Annotated in this window: 17 protein-coding genes; 9 read left to right on the top strand and 8 right to left on the bottom strand. The window is 38.5% G+C overall.

Annotated features, from left to right (window positions below; all coding sequences use genetic code 11):
- Positions 1-3: 3 nt before the first annotated feature.
- Together J8L85_RS01690 and J8L85_RS01685 are read right to left on the bottom strand one after the other, a co-directional pair.
- Positions 4-2,082: a TonB-dependent receptor gene (locus J8L85_RS01690; protein ID WP_211013968.1), complete on the bottom strand. Its 2,079-nt coding sequence runs from the start codon at positions 2,080-2,082 to the stop codon at positions 4-6.
- Positions 2,083-2,112: 30 nt separating this feature from the next.
- Entirely contained in the window at positions 2,113-2,634 is a 522-nt protein-coding gene (locus tag J8L85_RS01685) for a hypothetical protein (RefSeq protein ID WP_211013967.1), read from the bottom strand.
- A 127-nt stretch (positions 2,635-2,761) separates the two neighbouring features.
- Between J8L85_RS01685 and J8L85_RS01680 the strand changes: the two genes are divergently transcribed.
- Together J8L85_RS01680 and J8L85_RS01675 are read left to right on the top strand one after the other, a co-directional pair.
- Positions 2,762-3,526, top strand: coding sequence for an exodeoxyribonuclease III (locus J8L85_RS01680; protein ID WP_211013966.1), 765 nt, complete (start codon positions 2,762-2,764; stop codon positions 3,524-3,526).
- A 57-nt stretch (positions 3,527-3,583) separates the two neighbouring features.
- Positions 3,584-4,624: an NADP(H)-dependent aldo-keto reductase gene (locus J8L85_RS01675; RefSeq protein WP_211013965.1), complete on the top strand. Its 1,041-nt coding sequence runs from the start codon at positions 3,584-3,586 to the stop codon at positions 4,622-4,624.
- A gap of 106 nt (positions 4,625-4,730) precedes the next feature.
- On the opposite strand, the gene radA is transcribed toward J8L85_RS01675, so the two are convergent.
- The 6 genes from radA to panC form a co-directional block, all read right to left on the bottom strand.
- A complete protein-coding gene (gene radA, locus J8L85_RS01670; RefSeq protein ID WP_211013964.1) occupies positions 4,731-6,092 on the bottom strand; it encodes a DNA repair protein RadA in 1,362 nt (453 codons plus the stop codon).
- Positions 6,093-6,166: 74 nt separating this feature from the next.
- Positions 6,167-6,331 carry a hypothetical protein gene (locus J8L85_RS01665; RefSeq protein ID WP_211013963.1) on the bottom strand — a complete coding sequence of 55 codons (165 nt, stop codon included), beginning with the start codon at positions 6,329-6,331 and terminating at the stop codon, positions 6,167-6,169.
- A gap of 50 nt (positions 6,332-6,381) precedes the next feature.
- Positions 6,382-7,524, bottom strand: a complete 1,143-nt coding sequence (locus tag J8L85_RS01660) for an alpha/beta hydrolase-fold protein (protein WP_211013962.1) — start codon at positions 7,522-7,524, stop codon at positions 6,382-6,384.
- Positions 7,525-7,550: 26 nt separating this feature from the next.
- On the bottom strand, positions 7,551-8,516 hold the full coding sequence (locus tag J8L85_RS01655; RefSeq protein ID WP_211013961.1) for a lysylphosphatidylglycerol synthase transmembrane domain-containing protein: 966 nt from the start codon (positions 8,514-8,516) through the stop codon (positions 7,551-7,553).
- A gap of 90 nt (positions 8,517-8,606) precedes the next feature.
- On the bottom strand, positions 8,607-8,957 hold the full coding sequence (gene panD / locus J8L85_RS01650; protein WP_047247121.1) for an aspartate 1-decarboxylase: 351 nt from the start codon (positions 8,955-8,957) through the stop codon (positions 8,607-8,609).
- Positions 8,958-8,970: 13 nt separating this feature from the next.
- Positions 8,971-9,816, bottom strand: coding sequence for a pantoate--beta-alanine ligase (gene panC, locus J8L85_RS01645; protein ID WP_211013960.1), 846 nt, complete (start codon positions 9,814-9,816; stop codon positions 8,971-8,973).
- Between the two features lie 103 nt (positions 9,817-9,919).
- Here panC and J8L85_RS01640 point away from each other — a divergent pair, with 103 nt between their 5' ends.
- The 7 genes from J8L85_RS01640 to J8L85_RS01610 all read left to right on the top strand — a co-directional run bounded on the left by J8L85_RS01640 (position 9,920) and on the right by J8L85_RS01610 (position 21,275).
- The gene (locus J8L85_RS01640) at positions 9,920-10,729 is read left to right on the top strand and encodes a glycogen/starch synthase (RefSeq protein WP_211013959.1); all 810 of its coding nucleotides are present in this window, start codon (positions 9,920-9,922) and stop codon (positions 10,727-10,729) included.
- A 5-nt stretch (positions 10,730-10,734) separates the two neighbouring features.
- A complete protein-coding gene (locus J8L85_RS01635; RefSeq protein ID WP_211013958.1) occupies positions 10,735-12,624 on the top strand; it encodes a DUF4270 family protein in 1,890 nt (629 codons plus the stop codon).
- A gap of 148 nt (positions 12,625-12,772) precedes the next feature.
- On the top strand, positions 12,773-14,617 hold the full coding sequence (glmS, locus tag J8L85_RS01630) for a glutamine--fructose-6-phosphate transaminase (isomerizing) (protein WP_211013957.1): 1,845 nt from the start codon (positions 12,773-12,775) through the stop codon (positions 14,615-14,617).
- 202 nt (positions 14,618-14,819) lie between these two features.
- The gene (locus tag J8L85_RS01625) at positions 14,820-17,603 is read left to right on the top strand and encodes a TonB-dependent receptor (RefSeq protein ID WP_211013956.1); all 2,784 of its coding nucleotides are present in this window, start codon (positions 14,820-14,822) and stop codon (positions 17,601-17,603) included.
- A 24-nt stretch (positions 17,604-17,627) separates the two neighbouring features.
- A complete protein-coding gene (locus J8L85_RS01620; protein ID WP_211013955.1) occupies positions 17,628-19,268 on the top strand; it encodes an SGNH/GDSL hydrolase family protein in 1,641 nt (546 codons plus the stop codon).
- A gap of 168 nt (positions 19,269-19,436) precedes the next feature.
- Positions 19,437-20,945 (top strand): F0F1 ATP synthase subunit beta, encoded by a 1,509-nt coding sequence (gene atpD / locus J8L85_RS01615; protein ID WP_211013954.1) that lies wholly within the window; start codon positions 19,437-19,439, stop codon positions 20,943-20,945.
- Between the two features lie 51 nt (positions 20,946-20,996).
- Positions 20,997-21,275: a F0F1 ATP synthase subunit epsilon gene (locus J8L85_RS01610; protein WP_047247129.1), complete on the top strand. Its 279-nt coding sequence runs from the start codon at positions 20,997-20,999 to the stop codon at positions 21,273-21,275.
- Positions 21,276-21,448 lie beyond the last annotated feature (173 nt).

The following is a 21,448-nucleotide window of genomic DNA, read 5'->3' as shown; positions in this document are numbered from 1 at the left end:
AGTCTAGAGTGCATAGGCGATATTAAAGCTTCCAAAGTAATTTATACCGTTTCCGGGATAATAATAACGTGGTTCCGAGCCTCCAAAACCTGTGGCATTTATAAGAACAGATCGTGCATATAGTATATCGAATAGATTGTTTACGCCAAAATCAAAACCAAGTGTAAATTTATCGGATAATTTTTTGCGGTAGCCTGCCCTTAAGTTGACCAGATTAAAGGAATCGCTGTAAAGGTCATTTGAATCTGTTAAGGGAATTTGTTCTAGGTATTGGTACACCACATTTATATAATAGTTCGAGAAAAGGCGATTTTGTAGCCCTGCCGTAATTTTATGTTTTGGTACACCGGTCAGTTCATTTCCTGAATAGTCGTTACCGTTGTCCACAAAATCAACAAATTTATGGTGGTTAAGATTGTAGTTTATGAACGGGTTTATTTGAAAATTGGATGAAGTAGGTAAGATCTTGTAGTCCATTGCAATTTCTAAACCTTGATGTTTTGATTTTCCTGCATTCTTTTCAATAAATTGGTCATCTCCCACCTGTTCCCTGATCAAAAGGTTTTTAATGTCCATCTGGTAAGCAGTGATGTCTACTTTTAAATTATCGTCCATTAAAAATAGTTGGGTGCCAATTTCGTAATTAGTTCCTGTTTCTTGTTTGATATCGGGGTTGATGATGCCTTCTGGGGTCAAGGTTCTCTCAAGGCTAGGGTTGGTAAACCCTCTACTGATGTTGGCAAAAATTTCTTGATCGCCACTAACTCTATAGTTTAATTCTAAACTGGGCAAAAGTATGGCGTTAAAATCCCTACTACCGCTTTTGTTCAGCTCACCTTGGTTAAACCGGTCCTGTAGGTCAAACCTGGTTTTATTGATATTGAGACCGAGTTGTGCAGAAAAATCTGTCGTAACCGGATAGAGAAAAGTGGTAAATACGTTCCATTGGCTACGGAACTCTTTGTTTTTAGCAAATTGACCTCCCTTTAAACTACCGTTGCCATTATTTTCTTCGTATAGGTTTTCAAATTCATCCCAATCGTATTCGTCTTTATATAATTCTACGCCAAAGGTGTATGCAGCATCTTTGTTTGCAATATGTAGCGCGCCCTCAAAATTGGTTCTAAAGCCATAACCCTTGGTGATTTCCTCTAAAATACCAAAAGGACGGGCTTCATACTTATCCAAGTAATTGTAAAAAATACTAGTAGCGTTTTTAAGGTTTGCATTGAATCGGTGTTCTAACGAAACACCCAAAAGGGTTTGGTTGTTTGTTTCAAAGCCACGAGACGCTCCCCAAGTAAAGGCGGCTTGTTCAGGGTTTTCTGTAAAGTCCGATATTCCCAAAGAGCTTGGTATTTGTGCCGTGTAGTCTATATGGTTTAATAAAAGGGCTATTTTGTTTTTTCTATCTATTCGGTAAGAGGTGTTCAATAAAAAACCATCTCTTTCGAAATTATTGTTCTCACGGTAACCATCGGTCTCTGTATGGCCATATTGAAGGTTCATTTTAAGCTTTCCATCATTATGATTAAAAGAAAAATTATTCTTGATCAAATTGTAAGAGCCTATGGTAAGGTTATTAGAGAAGTTAGTGGATTTTCCTATAGCCTCTTTGGCCGATAAAATAATCGCCCCGCCCAAATTTGCCCCGTACGAGGTGCCTTTGGGGCCTTTTATTACCTCTATTTGGGCAAGGTTCTCCAAATCGAATGACTCTATGGTAGATGATCCGGTACCATTGGTTACGGGAATATTATTGTAATACATTCGTAATTTATCGGTGCCGTAAAGTGTTCTGGCCCCAATGCCCCGTATGGTAATTCTGTTTGTATTTAAGGCGCCCGATAGAATATATACCCCAGGAATCTGGTTAATGGAAGAGACCATGTCCACAGGGCTGTAATTTTGAAATGTCTTTGCAGAAATAACGTCTGAAGGGGTAATTCCGGTCGCCGTTTTGCTTTTAAGAGCATCAATTAAAATAACCTCTTCCAGTTGTGTTATACTGTCTTTCTCGGTTGTATTTTGAGAGAAAGAATGTAGGCAGGTGACGAAAAATAATATCCGGATATATTTCATTGAAGAGGGTTGGTATACCAAATTTAAGGTTTAAAATCTAAACCCAATGGAGAGTCCTGCCCTATACATAAACGTGTCTTGAAAATCTTTCGGATTCACATTTCTACCAAGGCCACCGTGTAGTTCTAAGGTAAAACGCTCGCTTCTTGTTGCCCATTTACCACCTGCGCCCAAACCAAGTGCAATAGTATTGTAATCATTGTTTCTGGTTCTTAGGTCATCAGAGTCAAATTCGTCTTCCCCAGTATAGTAAAGGCCAAATGCTTCCGCAAAAAAACCACTTCGCGGGGCGTATCCAAAATATGCCCGGATGTTTGGCCCAATTCCAAAATTGCCGTTATAGTCCGTAGCGTCATTGTCCGCATAAATGGTTCCTCCAATACTGGTATCTTCGTTGATATAATATTCATAGGACGCTTCTACGGAAGAGGTAATCAGAAACTGCCCAATATTGAATTTTATTTCATGATTGTTTTCCAATCTTGGATAGGCCTGCCCGATTAATTTAAAAGATGTGGCGATAATAAATAGTAAGGTAAAAAGGTTCTTCATTTTGTGTTATTGATGATTGATAAACCAATACAAAGGTTGTTCCAAGTGCACAAAATTAGGATATTAATAGTCAACTTGGCCTAGTTTTAGAAAGTCCTTTTCTATTTTTGGGTCAAACATAGCCCCAATGAAGATAGTATCCTATAATGTTAACGGTGTTAGAGCCGCTATAAAAAAAGGTTTGTTGGAATGGTTGAAGGCGGTTGACCCTGATGTGGTATGCCTTCAGGAAATAAAAGCCAATGAGAGTCAATTAGAGCTTTCACTTTTTGAGGAGGCTGGGTATCCTTATAATTACTGGTACAGTGCCCAGAAAAAAGGTTATAGTGGAGTGGCAATATTGGCCAAGAGAAAGCCTGATAATATTATTTATGGAACAGGTTTTGAATATATGGATTTTGAAGGAAGGAACATTAGGGCTGATTTTGGCGATGTTTCGATTATGAGTATGTATCTGCCTTCCGGCACTAATTTGGCGAGGTTAGAGCATAAACTAACCTATATGTCTGACTTTCAAAAATATACCGATGAACTTAGAAAAACGAACCCCAACCTTATTGTTTTGGGAGATTATAATGTTTGTCACCAAGCGATAGATATTCATAATCCGGTGGGTTTAAAGAACGTATCAGGTTTTTTGCCGGTAGAAAGAGAATGGATAGGAAATTTTATAAAGAGCGGATTTATAGATAGTTTTCGTCATTTTAATAAAGAGCCCGATAATTATACATGGTGGAGCTATCGGGCAAATGCCAGAAATAACAATAAGGGTTGGAGATTGGATTATGGTATGGTGGCCGAATCTTTGGAAGACCGTTTACAGCGTTCGGTAATCTTGTCCGAGGCAAAGCATAGCGATCATTGTCCGATTTTACTAGAACTTAAAGATTAGACAAAATAGAAACACCTTTATTTTTGTAATTTCGCCTTTTTTTAAACCTATTGCTAAATGAAATATACCCATCTTCCGCACACCGATATAGAAGTAAGTAAAATATGCCTTGGCACGATGACCTGGGGAAATCAAAACACAGAGGAAGAAGGGCATGAGCAAATGGACTATGCCGTTGATCAGGGGATTAATTTTTTTGATACGGCAGAATTATATCCCATACCTGCGCATCCGGATCGCCATTCGCTTACAGAGAAAATTATTGGTACTTGGTTCAAAAAAAATGGAAATAGGGATAAGATTGTACTGGCTTCCAAAATTGTAGGAAGGGCAGAAATGTCCAAATTCATTAGAACTACCGGTTTTAGTAGAGAATCCATTATCGAGGCGGTAGAGGGTAGTTTAAAAAGGCTGAATACAGATTATATCGACGTTTATCAGTTGCATTGGCCAGAGCGTAACACTAATTATTTTGGAAAAAGAGGGTACGCACACGATATTTCCGATCATTGGGAAGACAACATACATCAAGTATTGGAAACCTTGCGCGATTTGATACGGGAAGGAAAAATTAGGCACGTAGGTATTTCAAACGAAACACCTTGGGGCACAATGCGATTTTTAGAAGAGAGTAAGGTACATGCCACTTTGCCACGTGCCATTACGATTCAAAACCCCTATAATTTGCTCAATCGGTTGTTCGAAGTGGGACTTTCTGAAATATCGATGAGGGAACAGATAGGGCTTTTGGCATATTCTCCCCTGGGTTTTGGGGTGCTGAGCGGTAAATATTTAGGAGGCAGGTCTCCCGAGGGTTCTAGGATTACTTTGTTTCCCAATTATAAAAGATATAGCTCCAAAACGGCTATTGAGGCCACGCAGAAATATTATGAGTTGGCAATGGCCAATGATCTTTCTTTGGCTCAGATGGCCCTGGCATTTGTAAATTCAAGGCCCTTTTTGACCAGTAATATTATTGGGGCCACTAGTATAAAGCAGTTAAAGGAAAATATAGAAAGTATAGATGTAACATTGTCCGATGAGGTTTTAAAGGGCATAGAAGAAATACATAACCAACATCCAAATCCGGCACCATGAACATAATACCGTTGATTTTTCTTAAAGTGGGTTTTTGGCAAATGGTATTGATCATATTGGTCATAGTGATCATATTGGTCTTTGCCAGGATCATGAGAGACAGGCGCTAACCGAATAGGCTAGAGACCACATCTTCTATTTTTGATGCCAATTGAATATTGATTTTGGTGTTTTTTAGTCCGATTTTGTTGTTTTTGGATACGATTATTGTGGTATAGCCCAATTTTTCCGCTTCGACAATACGTTGTTCTACTCGTTGCACAGGTCTTATTTCTCCAGCTAAACCAACTTCAGCGGCAAAACAGATTCCTTTTTCAATGGGAATATCTTCGTTACTGGAAAGTATGGCGGCTATAACGGCAAGGTCGATTGCCGGGTCGTCGACAGATATGCCGCCCGTAATATTTAAGAATACGTCTTTGGCCCCTAATTTAAACCCTGCCCTTTTTTCTAAAACCGCCAAAAGCATGTTCAAACGCTTTGCGTTGTAACCAGTGGTTGATCTTTGGGGTGTGCCATAAACCGCGGTACTTACCAGGGCCTGTATTTCTATAAGTAATGGGCGCATGCCTTCTACAGTAGAAGCAATTGCCGTGCCGCTCAAACCTTCATCGTTTTTGCTGATAAGTACTTCCGATGGATTGTTCACTTGCCTAAGTCCGCTACCCTGCATTTCATAAATGCCCAATTCGGCAGTGGAGCCAAATCTGTTTTTTAAAGATCTTAATATTCTATATACGTAGTTGCGGTCGCCTTCGAACTGTAAAACGGTGTCTACCATATGTTCTAAGATCTTAGGGCCGGCAATAGAACCGTCTTTTGTAATATGGCCAATAAGTATAACGGGCGTATGGGTCTCTTTGGCAAATTTTATGAGTTCTGCGGTGCATTCTCTTATTTGTGAGATGCTTCCTGCTGCCGATTCGATATAATCGGAATGTAGTGTCTGTATAGAATCTATGACAACAATGTCCGGTTCTGTGGCCTCTATCTGTTTAAATATGTTTTGGGTCTTTGTCTCTGTAAGTATAAAACAGGTCTCGCTGTTCGGGTGAATGCGATCGGCCCTCATTTTAATCTGTTTCTGACTTTCTTCTCCTGAAACATATAAGGTTCTGTAGGGTAGTTTTAGGGCAATCTGTAATAGTAATGTACTTTTTCCAACACCTGGTTCGCCTCCTAAAAGAACTAATGCCCCTGGAACCAAACCACCGCCCAAGACCCGGTTGAACTCTAAATCAAAGGTGTTGATCCTAATTTCTTTCTCGGTACTTATCTCATGGACCAATAGAGGTTTTGAAATCCTTTTTGTTTTTTTTGAAGCAGGTTTCCAGCTCGATTTTTCTTCTTTCTGTACAACTTCTTCAACAACGGTATTCCATTCTTTACAGGCAGTACATTGTCCGACCCATTTAGCATATTGCGTTCCGCAATTTTGACAAAAAAAAGCGGTTTTTGTTTTGGCCATCTTTAGCTTTTCAGATTTGTGCTAAAGGTAATAAGAAGTTTCAAAAATTAAAGCTAACGATTGTATCGATATACCTATTCCGATTTTTTCTTTTTATACTCAATAATGGCAAGAAAAAAAGAGGCCCATGCCAAGAATAAAGAAAGAGCACTGAGGGCCAGTACCAGGTCACCTTTTAAACCGTAATAAGTAAAATAGATACCGGCGCAAACGTAATATTTAAAAATACCTTTGATCATGATAATGTAGGTTAGGTTAAGATTTTGGGAATCAAGGGATTTGGGGTCCTTTAAAATCCGAAATCGGCTTTTAGGGCATCTATTTTTTCCAATGCCATTTCCTTTGTCAAGAAATCTATCTCTTCCATCTGAAAAGCTTTTTCAAAAGTTTTTAAGGCTTTTTTGGGTTCTCCGAGTTGCTCGTAATATTCGCCTTCGAAGTAGAAACCGAGCATCGTCTCGGGGTATTCTTTTTTACATAAATCGGATAGGGGTTTCAATGATTCGAAATCCTCTTTTTTTCTAGAAGCTGCATAAATGGCCATAATGTCATTTAGTGCTACAGGTTTGCTAAATCCGAAAAGATCTACAATTCCTTGGTATTTGTTCTCTAGATATTGATAAACGGGCTCTTCGGAAGTTAATATCTGTGTTCTGTACTCTTTGGGGCTTATAGGTTTAAATATACCGAAAACGTTGTCAAATGCTTTTCCTATTCCGTAAGTAGCTACAGAAATATGATCCGCTTTTTGATACACATCGTAAAAATAATGAAGTGTCTCTTTGTCCAGTGCCTTAATGCCTTGATCAAGAGCTGCAATTTTTTTGGTGTCGTTGGTTTGCTCTCCTTCCACAATTAACTGATAGAACATTTGTTTGTCAAAGGTGTTGAGCCTCATAGGAACCCTACTCTCCATTTCTGGGGCCAGGGTCGGCGAAATACTTACATAGGCGTCAAAGATCGAGTTGTCTTTGAAGAGCCAGTAATTCTGAAAATTTGCAGTGATATCGTATCCTAATATCATTCTAAAAGGGGCCGTACTATAATTTAGGTCGAGGTAAGGTATAAGCTCCATACCAATAAACTCATAGAATTTTTTACCTTTTTCACTGGGGAGTCCACTATTTGGGTCGAAGGCGCAATCCTCATATCTTATACTGTTTTCGCTTTGGTTTACGCCTACGATGATACTTTCGGGCATTCCGTGAAAACGGCTGTAGTATATAGAAGTAGCCACCACTTGGTCAAAAAGATAATTCGCATCCAATACAACGATCAAAGGATATTTTTTTGATTCGTCCAGTTCGGGCGGAAAGTAGTACTGAACATCTCTACGTTCCTGTAATTTAAAAGATTCGAAGATTTCTTGGGTAGTTTGTGCTTTGATAGCGAACACCATGAACAGGGTCAATGGAAAAAGAAAATGGCGCATAAATTTGAATTTAAATAGTAGATGTACTACTTGTATCTGTTCAATAACGGTAATAGGAGAAAAGATATTGCACCAAAAACTACGTTCATCAAGGTTTGTGCGATCCACATAATCCAACCAAAGGCATCTCCGGAAACAGAACTGATTCCGAAAAGTACCAAGGCCTTGCTTACCAGAATCGGGAACAGGCCTACGCCGCCATTGGTTGTTGCCATGGCAAAGGCCCCAAATACAAAGGCTACCATGATTTCGTTGAGAGAGAGGTTCGCCGTTTCGGGAACGGTAAACTTTATGACCCACATCATTCCGATATAGCATACCCAGATAAGTAAGGTATGGAAGACAAAGGCCCATTTTCTTTTCATTTTAAAAATGCTAAAAACACCGTCCATGAGGCCCTTTATAAAATGCTTGATTTTTACGGCAATGGCCGAGCTCGATTTTTTTATAAAAAGGAAGAAGATCAGTATGGCAACGAGGCCCACGGCCAATAGAAGTAGAATTCCGTTTAGGTCGAATCCTCTTTGCTCAAAAAAAGAAAGGATAATTTCGGTTTGTAATAGTAGCGTTATAATGACTACTACCAATAGCATAAATACATCTACCACCCTTTCTGTGACAATGGTTCCGAACCCTTTTTCAAATGGAACCCCTTCGTAGGTGGTCAATGCGGTAGCCCTTAAGATCTCGCCTGTGCGGGGAACGCCCAAATTGGCTAAATAAGCCATAAAGATCATGAATATGTTGTTCGTTAATTTTGGCTTGTACCCGAGCGGTTCCAATAAATAATTCCAACGAATAGCTCTTGAAACATGTCCTATAATACCTAGTAATAGGGATAACGTTATCCAAAAAAGATTGGCTTCTTTTATGTAGAAAATGATATCCTCTCTGTCTGCAGGGGAAGTTTTGTGGTACCAGTAAAAAACCAAAAAGACCCCGATGGCAATGGGTAAAATTAATTTGAGTGTCTTTTTGAATGAATAGGTCACGATAAACTAACTATGTTTGACACCGAAATTAATCAAGTTATTGTCAATATTAGTGCTATGGGAAAATAATTTCGAAGATATGGTTAGGTCTTAATTTAATAAGTTGTTTTCCTCATTGGGGAAAACCAAGGCAGGGTTGAATTTTTTAGCGTCTTCTATAGGCATCCATGCATAGGTGATCAAAATTAATACATCACCGACGGCCACCTTTCTGGCCGCAGCACCGTTTAAAGTAATTTCGCCACTTTTTCTTGGTCCGGGTATGGCGTAGGTTTCTAGCCTTTCGCCATTGTTATTGTTCACGATCTGCACTTTTTCGCCCTGTACAATATTGGCGGCATCCATTAAATCTTCATCTATGGTGATGCTACCTATATAATTTAGGTCTGCTCCCGTTACTTTTACTCTATGAATCTTCGATTTTACTACTTGTACTTGCATGGGACAAAATTAATCAATTGAGTGCTATATTGTCAATAAGTCTTACCTCGTTGGCATAAACGGCTACAAATGCTCTATATTTTGCATTTGTTGTTTTACTTTTTATGGGTGTTAACGTTTCAACGTCCATAATTTCAAAATATTCCAATTCAAAATCATCGTTTTCTAGAAACTGGTTTTCTACCCATTCTTTAATATCCAATGCACTTTTCGTGCCAAATTGTTCTTTGGCAGTTTGTAAAGTTTTATAGATAAACCCTGCCTTTAGTCTTGTTTCTTTGTTCAACCTTTCATTTCTGGAGCTCATTGCCAATCCGTGGTCTTCACGTACTATGGGGCATGGTACAATTTTAACCGGTATGCCTTGGGTCTCAACTAATTTTTCGATAATTCGCAATTGTTGAAAATCTTTTTCGCCAAAATAGGCACGATTTGGTTTTACTATAGAAAATAATTGTTCTACAATAGTTCCTACCCCGTTAAAATGATCTTCTCTGAACTTGCCTTCCATAACTTTGTCCAAACCGCTAAAATCATAGTTTTTGGCCTTTACCGAATCATCATAAATTTCTTCCACTGAAGGGGCAAAAACAAAAATATCCTTGTCTAGAGTATTGATAAGCTCTAAATCTTTTGTCAGGGTTTTTGGGTATTTGTTTAGGTCGTCTATGTTGTTGAACTGGGTAGGGTTGACAAAAATACTTACAACTATATATTTGTTTTCTGAAGCCGCTTTTTTTATTAATTCCATATGTCCCTTATGCAGGGCACCCATTGTAGGAACAAGTCCTAAGCTATTAGTGGACCTTATGTCCCTTAACCTTTCAGTAAGCTCCTTTTTGGTGTTAATTGCGTGCATGTATAATTGTAATTAGCGAGCAAACTTACTATAAATACTGGTAATCTCTATATTTTTTGTAATTTTGCACCTGCGTTTCTGCGAAAAATAAAAAACAGCTTTTATGAATGGTAAAAAGGTATTGTTTGTATCTTCTGAATTAGTTCCATACCTCCCCGAAAATGAAGTTTCACATATGTCCTATGAAGCCCCTAGAATGGTTAATAGCAATGGAGGGCAAATCAGGATTTTTATGCCTCGTTATGGTAACATTAATGAAAGAAGGCATCAATTGCATGAAGTAATTAGGTTATCGGGCATGAACCTTGTAATCAACGATATGGATATGCCCTTGATTATAAAGGTAGCCTCTATTCCGAGGGAGCGTATACAGGTGTATTTTATTGACAACGAAGAATATTTTAAGAGAAAGGCAACTTTTACCGATAAAAACGGTGAGTTGTTTCCAGATAACGATCAAAGGGCCATATTCTTTGCGAAAGGAGTTATGGAGACAGTGAAAAAATTGAATTGGTCGCCAGATATAATCCATGTTCATGGGTGGATGGCCAGTTTATTGCCCTTGTATTTGAAAAAATATTTTGCGGACGAACCTCTTTTTGCCGATAGTAAAATTGTTTTATCCGTTTATGGAAAAACTTTTGACGGTGAGTTGGACAAGGATATGATCAAAAGAATAGCTTTTGATGGAATACCCGAAGAAGAAATAGCATCGTTGGCACATCCTACCTATAATAATTTGTTAAAAGTAGCTGTGGATTATTCGGATGCCATTATTTTAGCTTCGGAAGAAATTCCGGAAGAAATTACGACCCATATTTCCAACCTTCAAAAACCAGTGTTACCATATGTTCCCGTACAAGAATTCGAAGAAGCATATGCTAATTTTTATAACACAGAAGTTTTAAAATAAACTGAATGAGTATTTTTAAAAGAGGCACTTTTCCCACTATACTGGGTTTAGTTTTTATGTTTGTTTTTTTTTCTTCTTGTGAAGAGGATCTGACCACTGTTGGTTCTGGTGTTGTAAAAGGAAACACTTTCAGTACCGGAAAAAAAGTATACGACGTGTATGCTTATAACAAGAACGTTGAGGCTGTTAGAACCAATAAGCTCCCAGTTTATCAGTTGGGTACCTTTAATGATCCAGTGTACGGAAAAACAGAAGCTTCAATTACCTCGCAGGTAAGATTGTCTACCGCCAACCCTACTTTTGGGAAGTTAAAACAAAGTGTGGAAGACGGTGCCGGTACCGATGATAGTGAGAGTACCATAAACGAAAACGAAACCGTAAAAGAGGTTTATCTTTATATCCCCTATTTGTTAAAAAGTGGAACTAGGGATACAGATGCGGATGGTGTCGAAGATAAGTTCGACTCAGCTCCAGAAGACCCTACAAATGATAGTGATAATGATGGTGTTGCGAATTATCTGGAAGCCGCGGCAGGTACCGACCCATTGGATTCCAATAGTGTAGATGCAGATGGTGACGGGGTAAACGATGCCAATGATGCTACCATTGTTCAGAATAACTATGCCAATCAGGTAGATTTGGACAGTATTTATGTAAATGGTAAAAATTACGATGAGCTAAATGGAGAAGCTACTGCTTTTAAACTTAAAGTAGAACGTTCCACCTATTATCTTAGGGATTTAGATCCAAATACCAATTTTCAAGAAGCACAACAGTATTTTTCTTCACAAGAATTTTCCCCGTCATTTGTTTCGGATGTCTTGTTCGATTCTGACGTAGATGGAAATGTCACCATTGATAATAAAGAAATATTGATTCCGAACGAAGATGACGATACAACTGAGGATATAGATGAATCTTTAACTTTTAGTAAGTTGGCGCCGGGCATAAGGGTTCCTTTGGATGCAGCATTTTTTCAAGAAAATATTTTGGACAAAGAAGGTAGTTCCGAACTTTTAAGTAATGCCAATTTTACCGAATTTATGCGGGGTATCCATTTATCATTGGAGTCGGTAAGCAGTGAGGATTTAATGCTTCTTTTAGATTTGACACGGGCAAATATTACAATTTCATATACCTATCAATCCTATAATAGTACCGATAGTGTGGTAGAGGAGGAAGAAGGGGGATTTGTTTTGAACTTGTTGACAGGTTCGAGTACAACGGGTTATACCGGAAATGCGGTGAATACGTTTATTAACGAAGCTTATCCCGTAGATGTTGCACAATCTTTGGACAGCGACGAGAATGCTTCTAGAATTTATTTAAAAGGAGGAGCTGGTATTACCGCGAATATAAATCTTTTCGAAACTGATAACGGAGAAGATATAATAGAACAAATAAGGGCTGAAAACTGGATTATCAATGAAGCCGAATTGGTGTTTTACATTGATCGTGATTATCCAGGTATGTCTGAAGGTGTTGCTGAGCCGCCTAGGCTATATTTATATAATGCCGAAACAAATGAACAATTGTTCAATGTAGATACGGAGCAGAGCTCTGACGATACTCTATATGGGTTGTTCTTGAATTATGGAGGCGTTATAGAAAAAGAATCGGACAGGGGCGTTAAGTATACTGTTAGAGTTACGGAACATATAAATAATATGATCGTTAGAGATTCTATCAATAGCACATTAGGATTGACATTGACTTCTGACATTCAAAATATAAGTGTTGCAAATGCCATGTTGACCGAAGGGGAAAAAGATATTCCTACAGCTTCTACCATTACTCCTCTTGGCACTGTTTTGTATGGTAGTAATATTCCTGAGGGCGATCCCAATTATGACAAAAGGTTAAGATTGGAAATCAGTTATACCAAAACCGACTAATTATATCAGATTGTAATATCATTTTTCTTATTGTTTATACAATTCAAGGATTTTATACGTTCTACATCCAAAGAAGTGTATAGTTATTGGATATTAGTCTATTTTTACACTTTAATTATTAATATAATACCCTAAATAACAATATAATATGTGTGGAATTGTAGGTTACATCGGTCATAGAGACGCTTTTCCTATTATAATAAAAGGATTACAACGACTGGAGTATCGTGGATACGATAGTGCCGGTATTGCTTTGTTTGATGGAACTGATATTAATCTGGCCAAGACAAAGGGTAAGGTAGAAGATTTAAAAAATAAGTCCAAAAGTATATCTCAGGAAGGTAAAATCGGAATAGGGCACACAAGATGGGCCACGCATGGTATACCTAATGATGTAAATTCTCATCCGCATTATTCTAACTCCGGAGATTTAGTGATTATCCATAATGGAATCATAGAAAATTATGAGTCCATCAAGAAAGAATTGATAAAAAGGGGGTATACGTTTACCTCCGATACCGATACCGAGGTATTGGTGAACCTTATAGAAGAGGTTAAAAAGACCGAAGATGTAAAGTTGGGACAGGCGGTTCAAATAGCTTTGAATCAGGTAGTAGGTGCATATGCGATAGCAGTTTTCGATAGAAATAAGCCAGACGAGATAGTTGTTGCCAAATTAGGTAGTCCGTTGGCGATCGGAATAGGAGAGGATGAATTTTTTATTGCCTCCGATGCATCACCTTTTATAGAATTCACCAACAATGCCGTATATCTTGAAGATGAGGAAATGGCCATTGTTCGACTTGGAAAAGAGATAAAACTTAGAAAAATAAAGAATGATGCCGTTGCATATCCAAGAATTATGGAATTGCAAATGAATCTTGAGGAGATAGAAAAAGGGGGGTATGACCACTTTATGTTAAAGGAGATATATGAACAACCCAGGGCAATAAAAGATACCTACAGAGGAAGACTTTTGGCTGAACAAGGATTGATTCGAATGGCTGGTATTGATCAGAATTTGGAAAAATTCATGAATGCCAATAGAATTATCATAGTTGCCTGTGGAACCTCTTGGCATGCAGGTCTTGTGGCGGAATATATATTCGAAGATTTAGCCAGAATACCTGTAGAGGTCGAATATGCTTCTGAGTTTAGATATAGAAATCCGGTAATAACGGATAAGGATGTTTTAATAGCAATTTCTCAATCGGGGGAAACGGCCGATACTTTAGCGGCCATTAAACTTGCCAAAGAGAAAGGAGCTTTTGTTTTTGGGGTTTGCAATGTAGTAGGTTCTTCAATAGCAAGAGAGTCGGATGCGGGTGCGTATACGCATGCCGGTCCGGAAATTGGGGTAGCATCTACCAAGGCCTTTACAACCCAAATTACCGTTTTAACGTTGTTGGCATTGAAACTGGCCAAAGAAAAAGGTACTTTTTCGCAAACACAGTTCCATGAGTTTTTAACGGAATTAGAGACTATACCCAATAAAGTAGAGAAAGCTTTGGAGTCTAATCCGTTAATTGAGATCATTTCCGATGTTTATAAAGAATCTACAAATTGTTTGTATTTAGGTAGAGGGTATAACTTTCCTGTTGCATTGGAAGGGGCTTTAAAGTTAAAAGAGATCAGTTATATACATGCCGAGGGTTATCCTGCGGCTGAGATGAAGCATGGCCCGATTGCCTTGATCGACGATCAGATGCCCGTCTTTGTAATAGCTACAAAAAAAGGACATTATGAAAAGGTAGTCAGTAACATACAAGAGATAAAATCTAGAAAAGGGAAGATTATCGCTATTGTAACAGAGGGTGACGAACAAGTGACCGAATTGGCGGATCATGTAATAGAGGTTCCTGAAACCTTAGAGAGTTTAACACCTTTGTTGACTACAATTCCCCTACAGTTGTTATCGTATCATATTGCCGTAATGAGAGGTTGTAATGTAGATCAGCCAAGAAACCTTGCAAAATCGGTTACGGTAGAATAAAGAGAAATTCAATGTATATGTAGAAAGGGGGTACTTTAAAAGGTACTCCCTTTTTTTATTGATGTCTTTTGAGGATATAGTTGATTTTTTTCTTTATTATTGTCATAATAATACTATGCATGCATAATTTTTTTCAAATTACTATTTTTGAATAAAAATTATCTGTAACTTGAGACCAGACAAACTTTAACTTAAACTTAGAATGAGAACATTATTATTAATAACATTGATTTTGTTCGGGACCGCAGGTTTTTCTCAAACTACGATTAATGGACATGTTGTTGACCAAAACAACGAACCCATTCCCGGAGCGAATATTGTAATTGTAGGCAAGGCAATAGGCACAACTACAGATTTTGATGGTAATTTTGTGTTGCAAACATCTGAAGAGCCCCCTTTTCAGTTGAGTATTACCAGTATTGGTTATACAGATGGTATAGAAAACATCACTTCCAATAATCAGACCATTACGGTAGTGCTGGCAGAGTCCGAGACCTTTCTAGATGAAGTTGTAATATCAGCTTCGAGAACACCCGAAAGAATTTTTGAATCACCGGTAACAGTGGAAAGAGTAGGTCTTTCAGACATAAAAAACACGGCTTCTGCCGATTTTTATGGTGGACTGGAAAATTTAAAAGGAGTAGACGTAAATACCAACAGTTTAACTTTTAAATCGGTAAACACCAGAGGTTTTGCGACGTTCGCGAATACTAGGTTCATGCAATTGGTGGACGGAATGGATAATTCCACTCCTGCATTGAACTTTCCAATAGGTAATTTGGTAGGTCTGGTGGAGCCAGATGTGCTCAGTGTAGAATTATTACCGGGGGCATCTTCGGCCCTTTACGGCGCAAATGCCTTTAATGGTATTTTATTTATGCGAAGTAAAAGCCCGTTTGACTATCAAGGTATAAGTGTTTCGGTAAAGCAAGGAGTTACTTCTCAAGAAGCTGCAGGAACCAATTCTTATACGGATATCGGTATAAGAACAGCTCATAAGTTTAGTGATAAATTTGCTATAAAATGGAACTTTGGTTATTTAGATGGTACCGATTGGGCGGCTACCAGTGAGGTGGATAAATTTGATCCAACTAAAACTAGGGCAGATTTAGACTATAACGGTATTAATGTATATGGAGACGAAGTGGTTACAAATATCAAAGATGTAGCCCTTACTCTAGAAGGTATGGGCATATTGCCTGCAGGTGCGAATGCTTTGGTGCCATCTGTTAATGTTAGTAGAACAGGGTATAACGAAAGGGATCTTACCAACTATACGGCAAGAAGTATTAAATCTGATTGGGGCCTTTATTATAGGCCTATAGAGGGTAGTAACCTAGAGTTTTCTTATGTAGGTAAGATAGGTACCGGAAATACTATTTATCAAGGAACCAACAGATATAATATAGCCAACTTCTTTCAAGAACAGCATAAGTTGGAGATTAGGGATGACAACTTTTTTGTAAGAGGATATTTGGTTGCCGATAAGGCGGGTGATTCATATGATATGGTATTTACCGGAATTAATATCAATAGGAGCTGGAAAGATGATAGTACTTGGTTCGGTGAGTATACTGGAACATATGTACAGGCCACACTGGCTGGTGCTACAGATGAGGAGGCGCATGCTGCCGCAAGGGCACAGGCAGAATCTGGTAGGTATGAGCCGGGTTCGCCAGAGTTTAAATCTGCTTTCGAGCGTGTAATTAAGAATCCTGACCTTTCTGAAGGGTCTCAATTTAGAGATGCTTCCAAATATTATCATGCAGATGCCAACTATAATTTTAGTAAACTGATAGATTGGGCAGAAATACAGGTAGGAGGTTCTTATAGACAATATAAGTTAAATTCTTTTGGTACTATATATACCGATTTTGATAGTGCTATCGATTACTCTGAATATGGCTTGTACACACAAGTGCAAAAGAAGATAGACCTTAAAGGAGATCAAAATATCAAGCTTACGGGGTCTATACGTTATGATAAGCAAGATTTTTTTGATGGTTTCTTTTCTCCAAGAGTATCCGCAGGTTATACCATTAACAGAGATCATAACATAAGGGCTTCCGTACAAACAGGTTTTAGAAACCCTACCACTCAAGATTTATTTATTGGATTGGATGCCGGTAGTGCTATTTTGGTAGGTGCCGCACCAGATAATTTAGATCGTTACTCCAGAGAGTATAATGTGAGTGGTGGCGGTCAGTTATTGGGGCAACCAGAAAGTATTACGCAAACAGGTAGAGCGGCTTACACAAATTCATATTCAGCAGAATCAGTACAACGTTTTGCCGAAACAGAAAATCCTGCAGATCTAGAGATAGGAAACCCAGGCTTAGTAGAGCCTGAACAGGTTACTTCTTTTGAAATAGGATATCGTGGTAAGGTAGATAAGTTGATAATAGATTTTAGTACATATTATAATATGTATGATGGTTTTCAGTCACCTGAAAATGTGGTGGCGCCCTTATATGGAACAGTAGGTGACGGATCTCTTTCATTGGCGGCAATAGCCAATGGTGATTATAAAGTCTATCAGGCCTATACAAATTCTGATGCGGACATAAATTCTTATGGAGCTTCTATTGGGTTAAGGGCTAAAGTGTTGGGCAATTTTGATTTAGGAGGTAGCTATACGTTTACAAAATTGGATTTTGACAGAGCTGCGAATCCAGATTTTCAGGTACAGTTCAATACTCCAGAACATCAGTTCAAAGCATCTTTTGGAAATGAGGAACTTTTCAAAAATTTCGGTTTCAATATAAATTATAGGTTTAGTGATGATTATTATTGGGAGGCTACTTTTGGTAACGGGGTAATTCCTGAGTTTCACGTTGTTGACGCCCAAATTAATTATTCTGTACCAAGTATCAAATCTACCTTTAAACTAGGAGGTAGTAATTTATTGGGAGATGAGTACTATACCGCATTCGGTACTGGATTTATTGGGTCAATGTACTATTTATCATGGACCATAAATAACTAATTGAAAATTTAATCTAGCTTTAAAATGAAAAAAATAAAATATATAGTTCTCTTTTTCGCTGCTTTCTGTTTTTTTGCCTGTAACGATGAAGAGGATGTAGATCTTGTCGAAGAAGTTATAGTGGAAGAGCTTCCAGAGCTAACAACGGGTTCCGCTGACTTTTCCACATATGTTTCCATAGGAAATTCATTGACCGCTGGTTATACCGATGGAGCATTGTTTCAAGCCGGTCAAATAAATTCATTGCCCAACCTACTATCGCAAAAATTTGCATTGGCAGGGGGAGGTAATTTTACACAACCACTAATGAACGATAATTTTGGTGGGCTTGCGGTTGCGGGCGATAGAATACCTGGTTTTGACCCAAGGCTTGTGTTTGGAGGAGCTGGTCCGGTACCTTTAGAAACTGTTATAGGGCCTGTTACGGTAACTACCGATATTGCTTTGAATAATCCCACAGGGCCTTTTAATAACCTTGGGGTACCTGGGGCAAAAAGTTTTCATTTGTTGGCTCCGGGATATGGAAATCTTGCAAACCTAAGTTTAGGACTTGCAAATCCGTATTTCGTTAGAATGACCGGTACAACACCCGATATAAGTGTTTTGGAATCGGCCATGGCGCAGTCTCCGACATTCTTTTCTTTGTGGATCGGTAATAATGATGTTTTGGGGTATGCATTATCTGGAGGAGATGGTTCTGACCCTATCACCCCGGTTTCGGGTGCTCCAGGTGTTGGGTTCGATGGTACGTATGGAGCATTGATCGCAACACTCACTAGTGGAGGGGCAAAAGGGGTGGTCGCCAATATTCCGAATGTGACAAGTATTCCACATTTTACTACAGTTCCTCATAATCCATTAGATCCTACAAATGAATCTTTTGGTTCATTAATTCCCACATTAAACGGAATTTTTGGACAATTAAATCAGGTATACGACTTTTTGGGGGCTCCTGAACGGAAAATAGAATTTTCAGAGACTGCGGCCAGTGAGGTTGTTATAAGGGATGAAACTTTAACGGATTTATCCGCTCAAATAACGGGAGTGTTAAATGCTAGCCCTACTTTTCCCGCGTTTGTACAAACTTTTGGGTTGCCTGCCGAAGCAGCTCCATTAGTAGCAACTTTATTAGGTAATACATACGGACAAACGAGAGAGGCAACAGAAGATGATTTGTTTGTATTGTCCAGTTCGTCCATAATAGGTACTGTAAATACTGAATCTGTAGCTGCTTTAATGGGACAAGGACTCTCGCAAGAATTGGCAGGGCAGTTTTCTGTGGAAGGCATTACCTTGCCCTTGGCCGATAAATGGGTGCTTATACCGAGTGAGCAAGAAGAAATAGCCAATGCAACGGCCAGCTTTAATTCAATTATAGCCTCTACCGCCAGTCAAGCTGGCTTGGCCTTAGTTGATGCCAATGCATTAATGGATCAATTAGCCAATGGGGGTATAACAAGTGGTGAATTTACATTGACCGCCAATCTTGTTACTGGAAGTGCTTTTTCTTTGGATGGCGTTCACCCGACCGCAAGAGGATACGCTCTTATTGCGAACGAATTTATGAAGGCAATAGATGCTACCTATGGATCTAATTTTGAGGCGTCTGGGAATTTTGTAAATGTAGGGGACTATCCTACAAACTATTCTCCGACATTACAATAAAAACCATAATATGGAAAAAACAAAAAAGGTGCATTCTGTGCATCTTTTTTGTTTTTTAAAAAACCCTAAAAAACAATTTTTGTTTAAAACGGAAAGGTATATCTTTGCAGCCTGAAAATCAGAGCATTTTTTAAGATATTTTAAAAGTAATATATAAACAAAATAGTAATGTCAAAAGTTACAGGTAAAGTTTCGCAAATCATTGGACCAGTGGTTGATGTAGAATTTCAGTCAGGAGATAGTCTTCCAAAAATCTATGACTCATTGGAAATAACCAATAAGGATCAATCAAAATTGGTTTTGGAAGTACAATCACATGTTGGTGAAAACACTGTTCGAACCATTTCTATGGATTCGACCGATGGATTGAGCAGGGGTACCGAAGTAGTTGCTACCGGTGCCGCAATACAAATGCCTGTAGGTGATGATGTGTATGGTCGTCTTTTTAACGTAATCGGGGATGCTATCGATGGTCTTGGTAATTTGCCAAAGGCAGGTAAAGATGGTTTGCCTATTCACAGAGAAGCTCCAAAATTCGAAGATTTATCCACTTCTACCGAAGTACTTTTTACAGGTATTAAGGTTATAGATTTGATAGAGCCTTATGCAAAAGGAGGTAAGATTGGATTATTTGGTGGTGCCGGTGTTGGTAAAACCGTATTGATACAAGAGTTGATCAATAACATAGCCAAAGGTCACGGTGGTCTTTCGGTATTTGCAGGTGTAGGTGAAAGAACACGTGAAGGAAACGATTTGCTTCGCGAAATGTTGGAATCTGGCATTATTAAATATGGTGACGATTTCATCCATTCTATGGAAGAAGGCGGATGGGATTTGTCTAAAGTGGATAAAAAAGCCATGAAAGATTCAAAAGCGACCTTCGTTTTTGGACAAATGAACGAACCACCTGGGGCACGTGCGCGTGTGGCGCTTTCTGGGTTGACCATTGCGGAATACTTCCGTGACGGTGCTGGTGAAGGGCAAGGTAAAGACGTACTATTTTTCGTAGATAATATATTCCGTTTTACACAAGCAGGTTCAGAGGTGTCCGCATTGTTAGGTCGTATGCCTTCTGCGGTTGGTTACCAACCTACCTTGGCTACAGAGATGGGTGCTATGCAAGAACGTATTACATCTACAAAAAGAGGTTCTATTACTTCAGTACAGGCAGTATATGTACCTGCGGATGATTTAACGGATCCAGCACCAGCGACAACATTTGCCCACTTGGATGCAACTACCGTACTTTCTCGTAAAATCGCTGAGTTAGGTATTTATCCAGCGGTTGACCCATTAGATTCTACGTCTAGGATCTTGACCCCTGAAATTTTAGGGGCTGATCATTATGCTTGTGCACAGCGAGTAAAAGAGTTGTTACAACGTTATAAGGAATTACAGGATATTATTGCCATCTTAGGTATGGAAGAATTGTCCGAAGAAGATAAATTGGCGGTTGGTAGAGCAAGACGTGTACAACGTTTCTTGTCACAGCCTTTCCACGTTGCAGAGCAATTTACTGGTATTCCCGGTGTATTGGTAGATATTAAGGAAACTATTAAAGGATTCAATATGATTATGGATGGTGAGTTAGATCACTTGCCAGAATCTGCTTTTAACCTTAAAGGTACTATCGAAGAAGCTATCGAGGCTGGAGAGAAAATGTTGGCTGAAGCATAATTTTAGTGCAAAGTGCTATAAACTTTATACTAACTACTTAATACTAAAAAAATGTATTTAGAAATTGTATCGCCTGAGGCTACTTTATTTTCTGGAGAAGTAACATCAGTCACTGTACCTGGTATCAATGGTGAGTTTCAAATGTTACATAATCACGCACCTATTGTTTCTTTGCTGCAAGAGGGCAAGGTGAAGGTGGAAGGCAATATTGCAATAGATGAGGATTATGCTTCTAAATTCACTAAAGATCAAAGTGGAAACACCGTATTGGAGATTTCTAGTGGTACGGTAGAACTTAAGGATAACAAAGTAATCGTATTGGCAGATTAGTCAATATTAGAAATATTAGAAAAAGCCGCATTTTTACAGTGCGGCTTTTTTATTATTAAAATTTATCTTTTGTCTTCTTTGATTTGAATGCATGTATTATATTAATAAAGTATTTTATAGGTTAAGTTTGAAAAGAGTAGTATAGAAAGCAATGTATTTAAATTTAATATTAA

Source organism: Maribacter sp. MMG018, assembly GCF_018100785.1.
In the GTDB taxonomy this organism is placed as follows: Bacteria; Bacteroidota; Bacteroidia; order Flavobacteriales; family Flavobacteriaceae; genus Maribacter.
The sequence above is the reverse complement of the archived record's forward strand: the minus strand, read 5'-3'. Positions and strand labels throughout refer to the sequence as shown.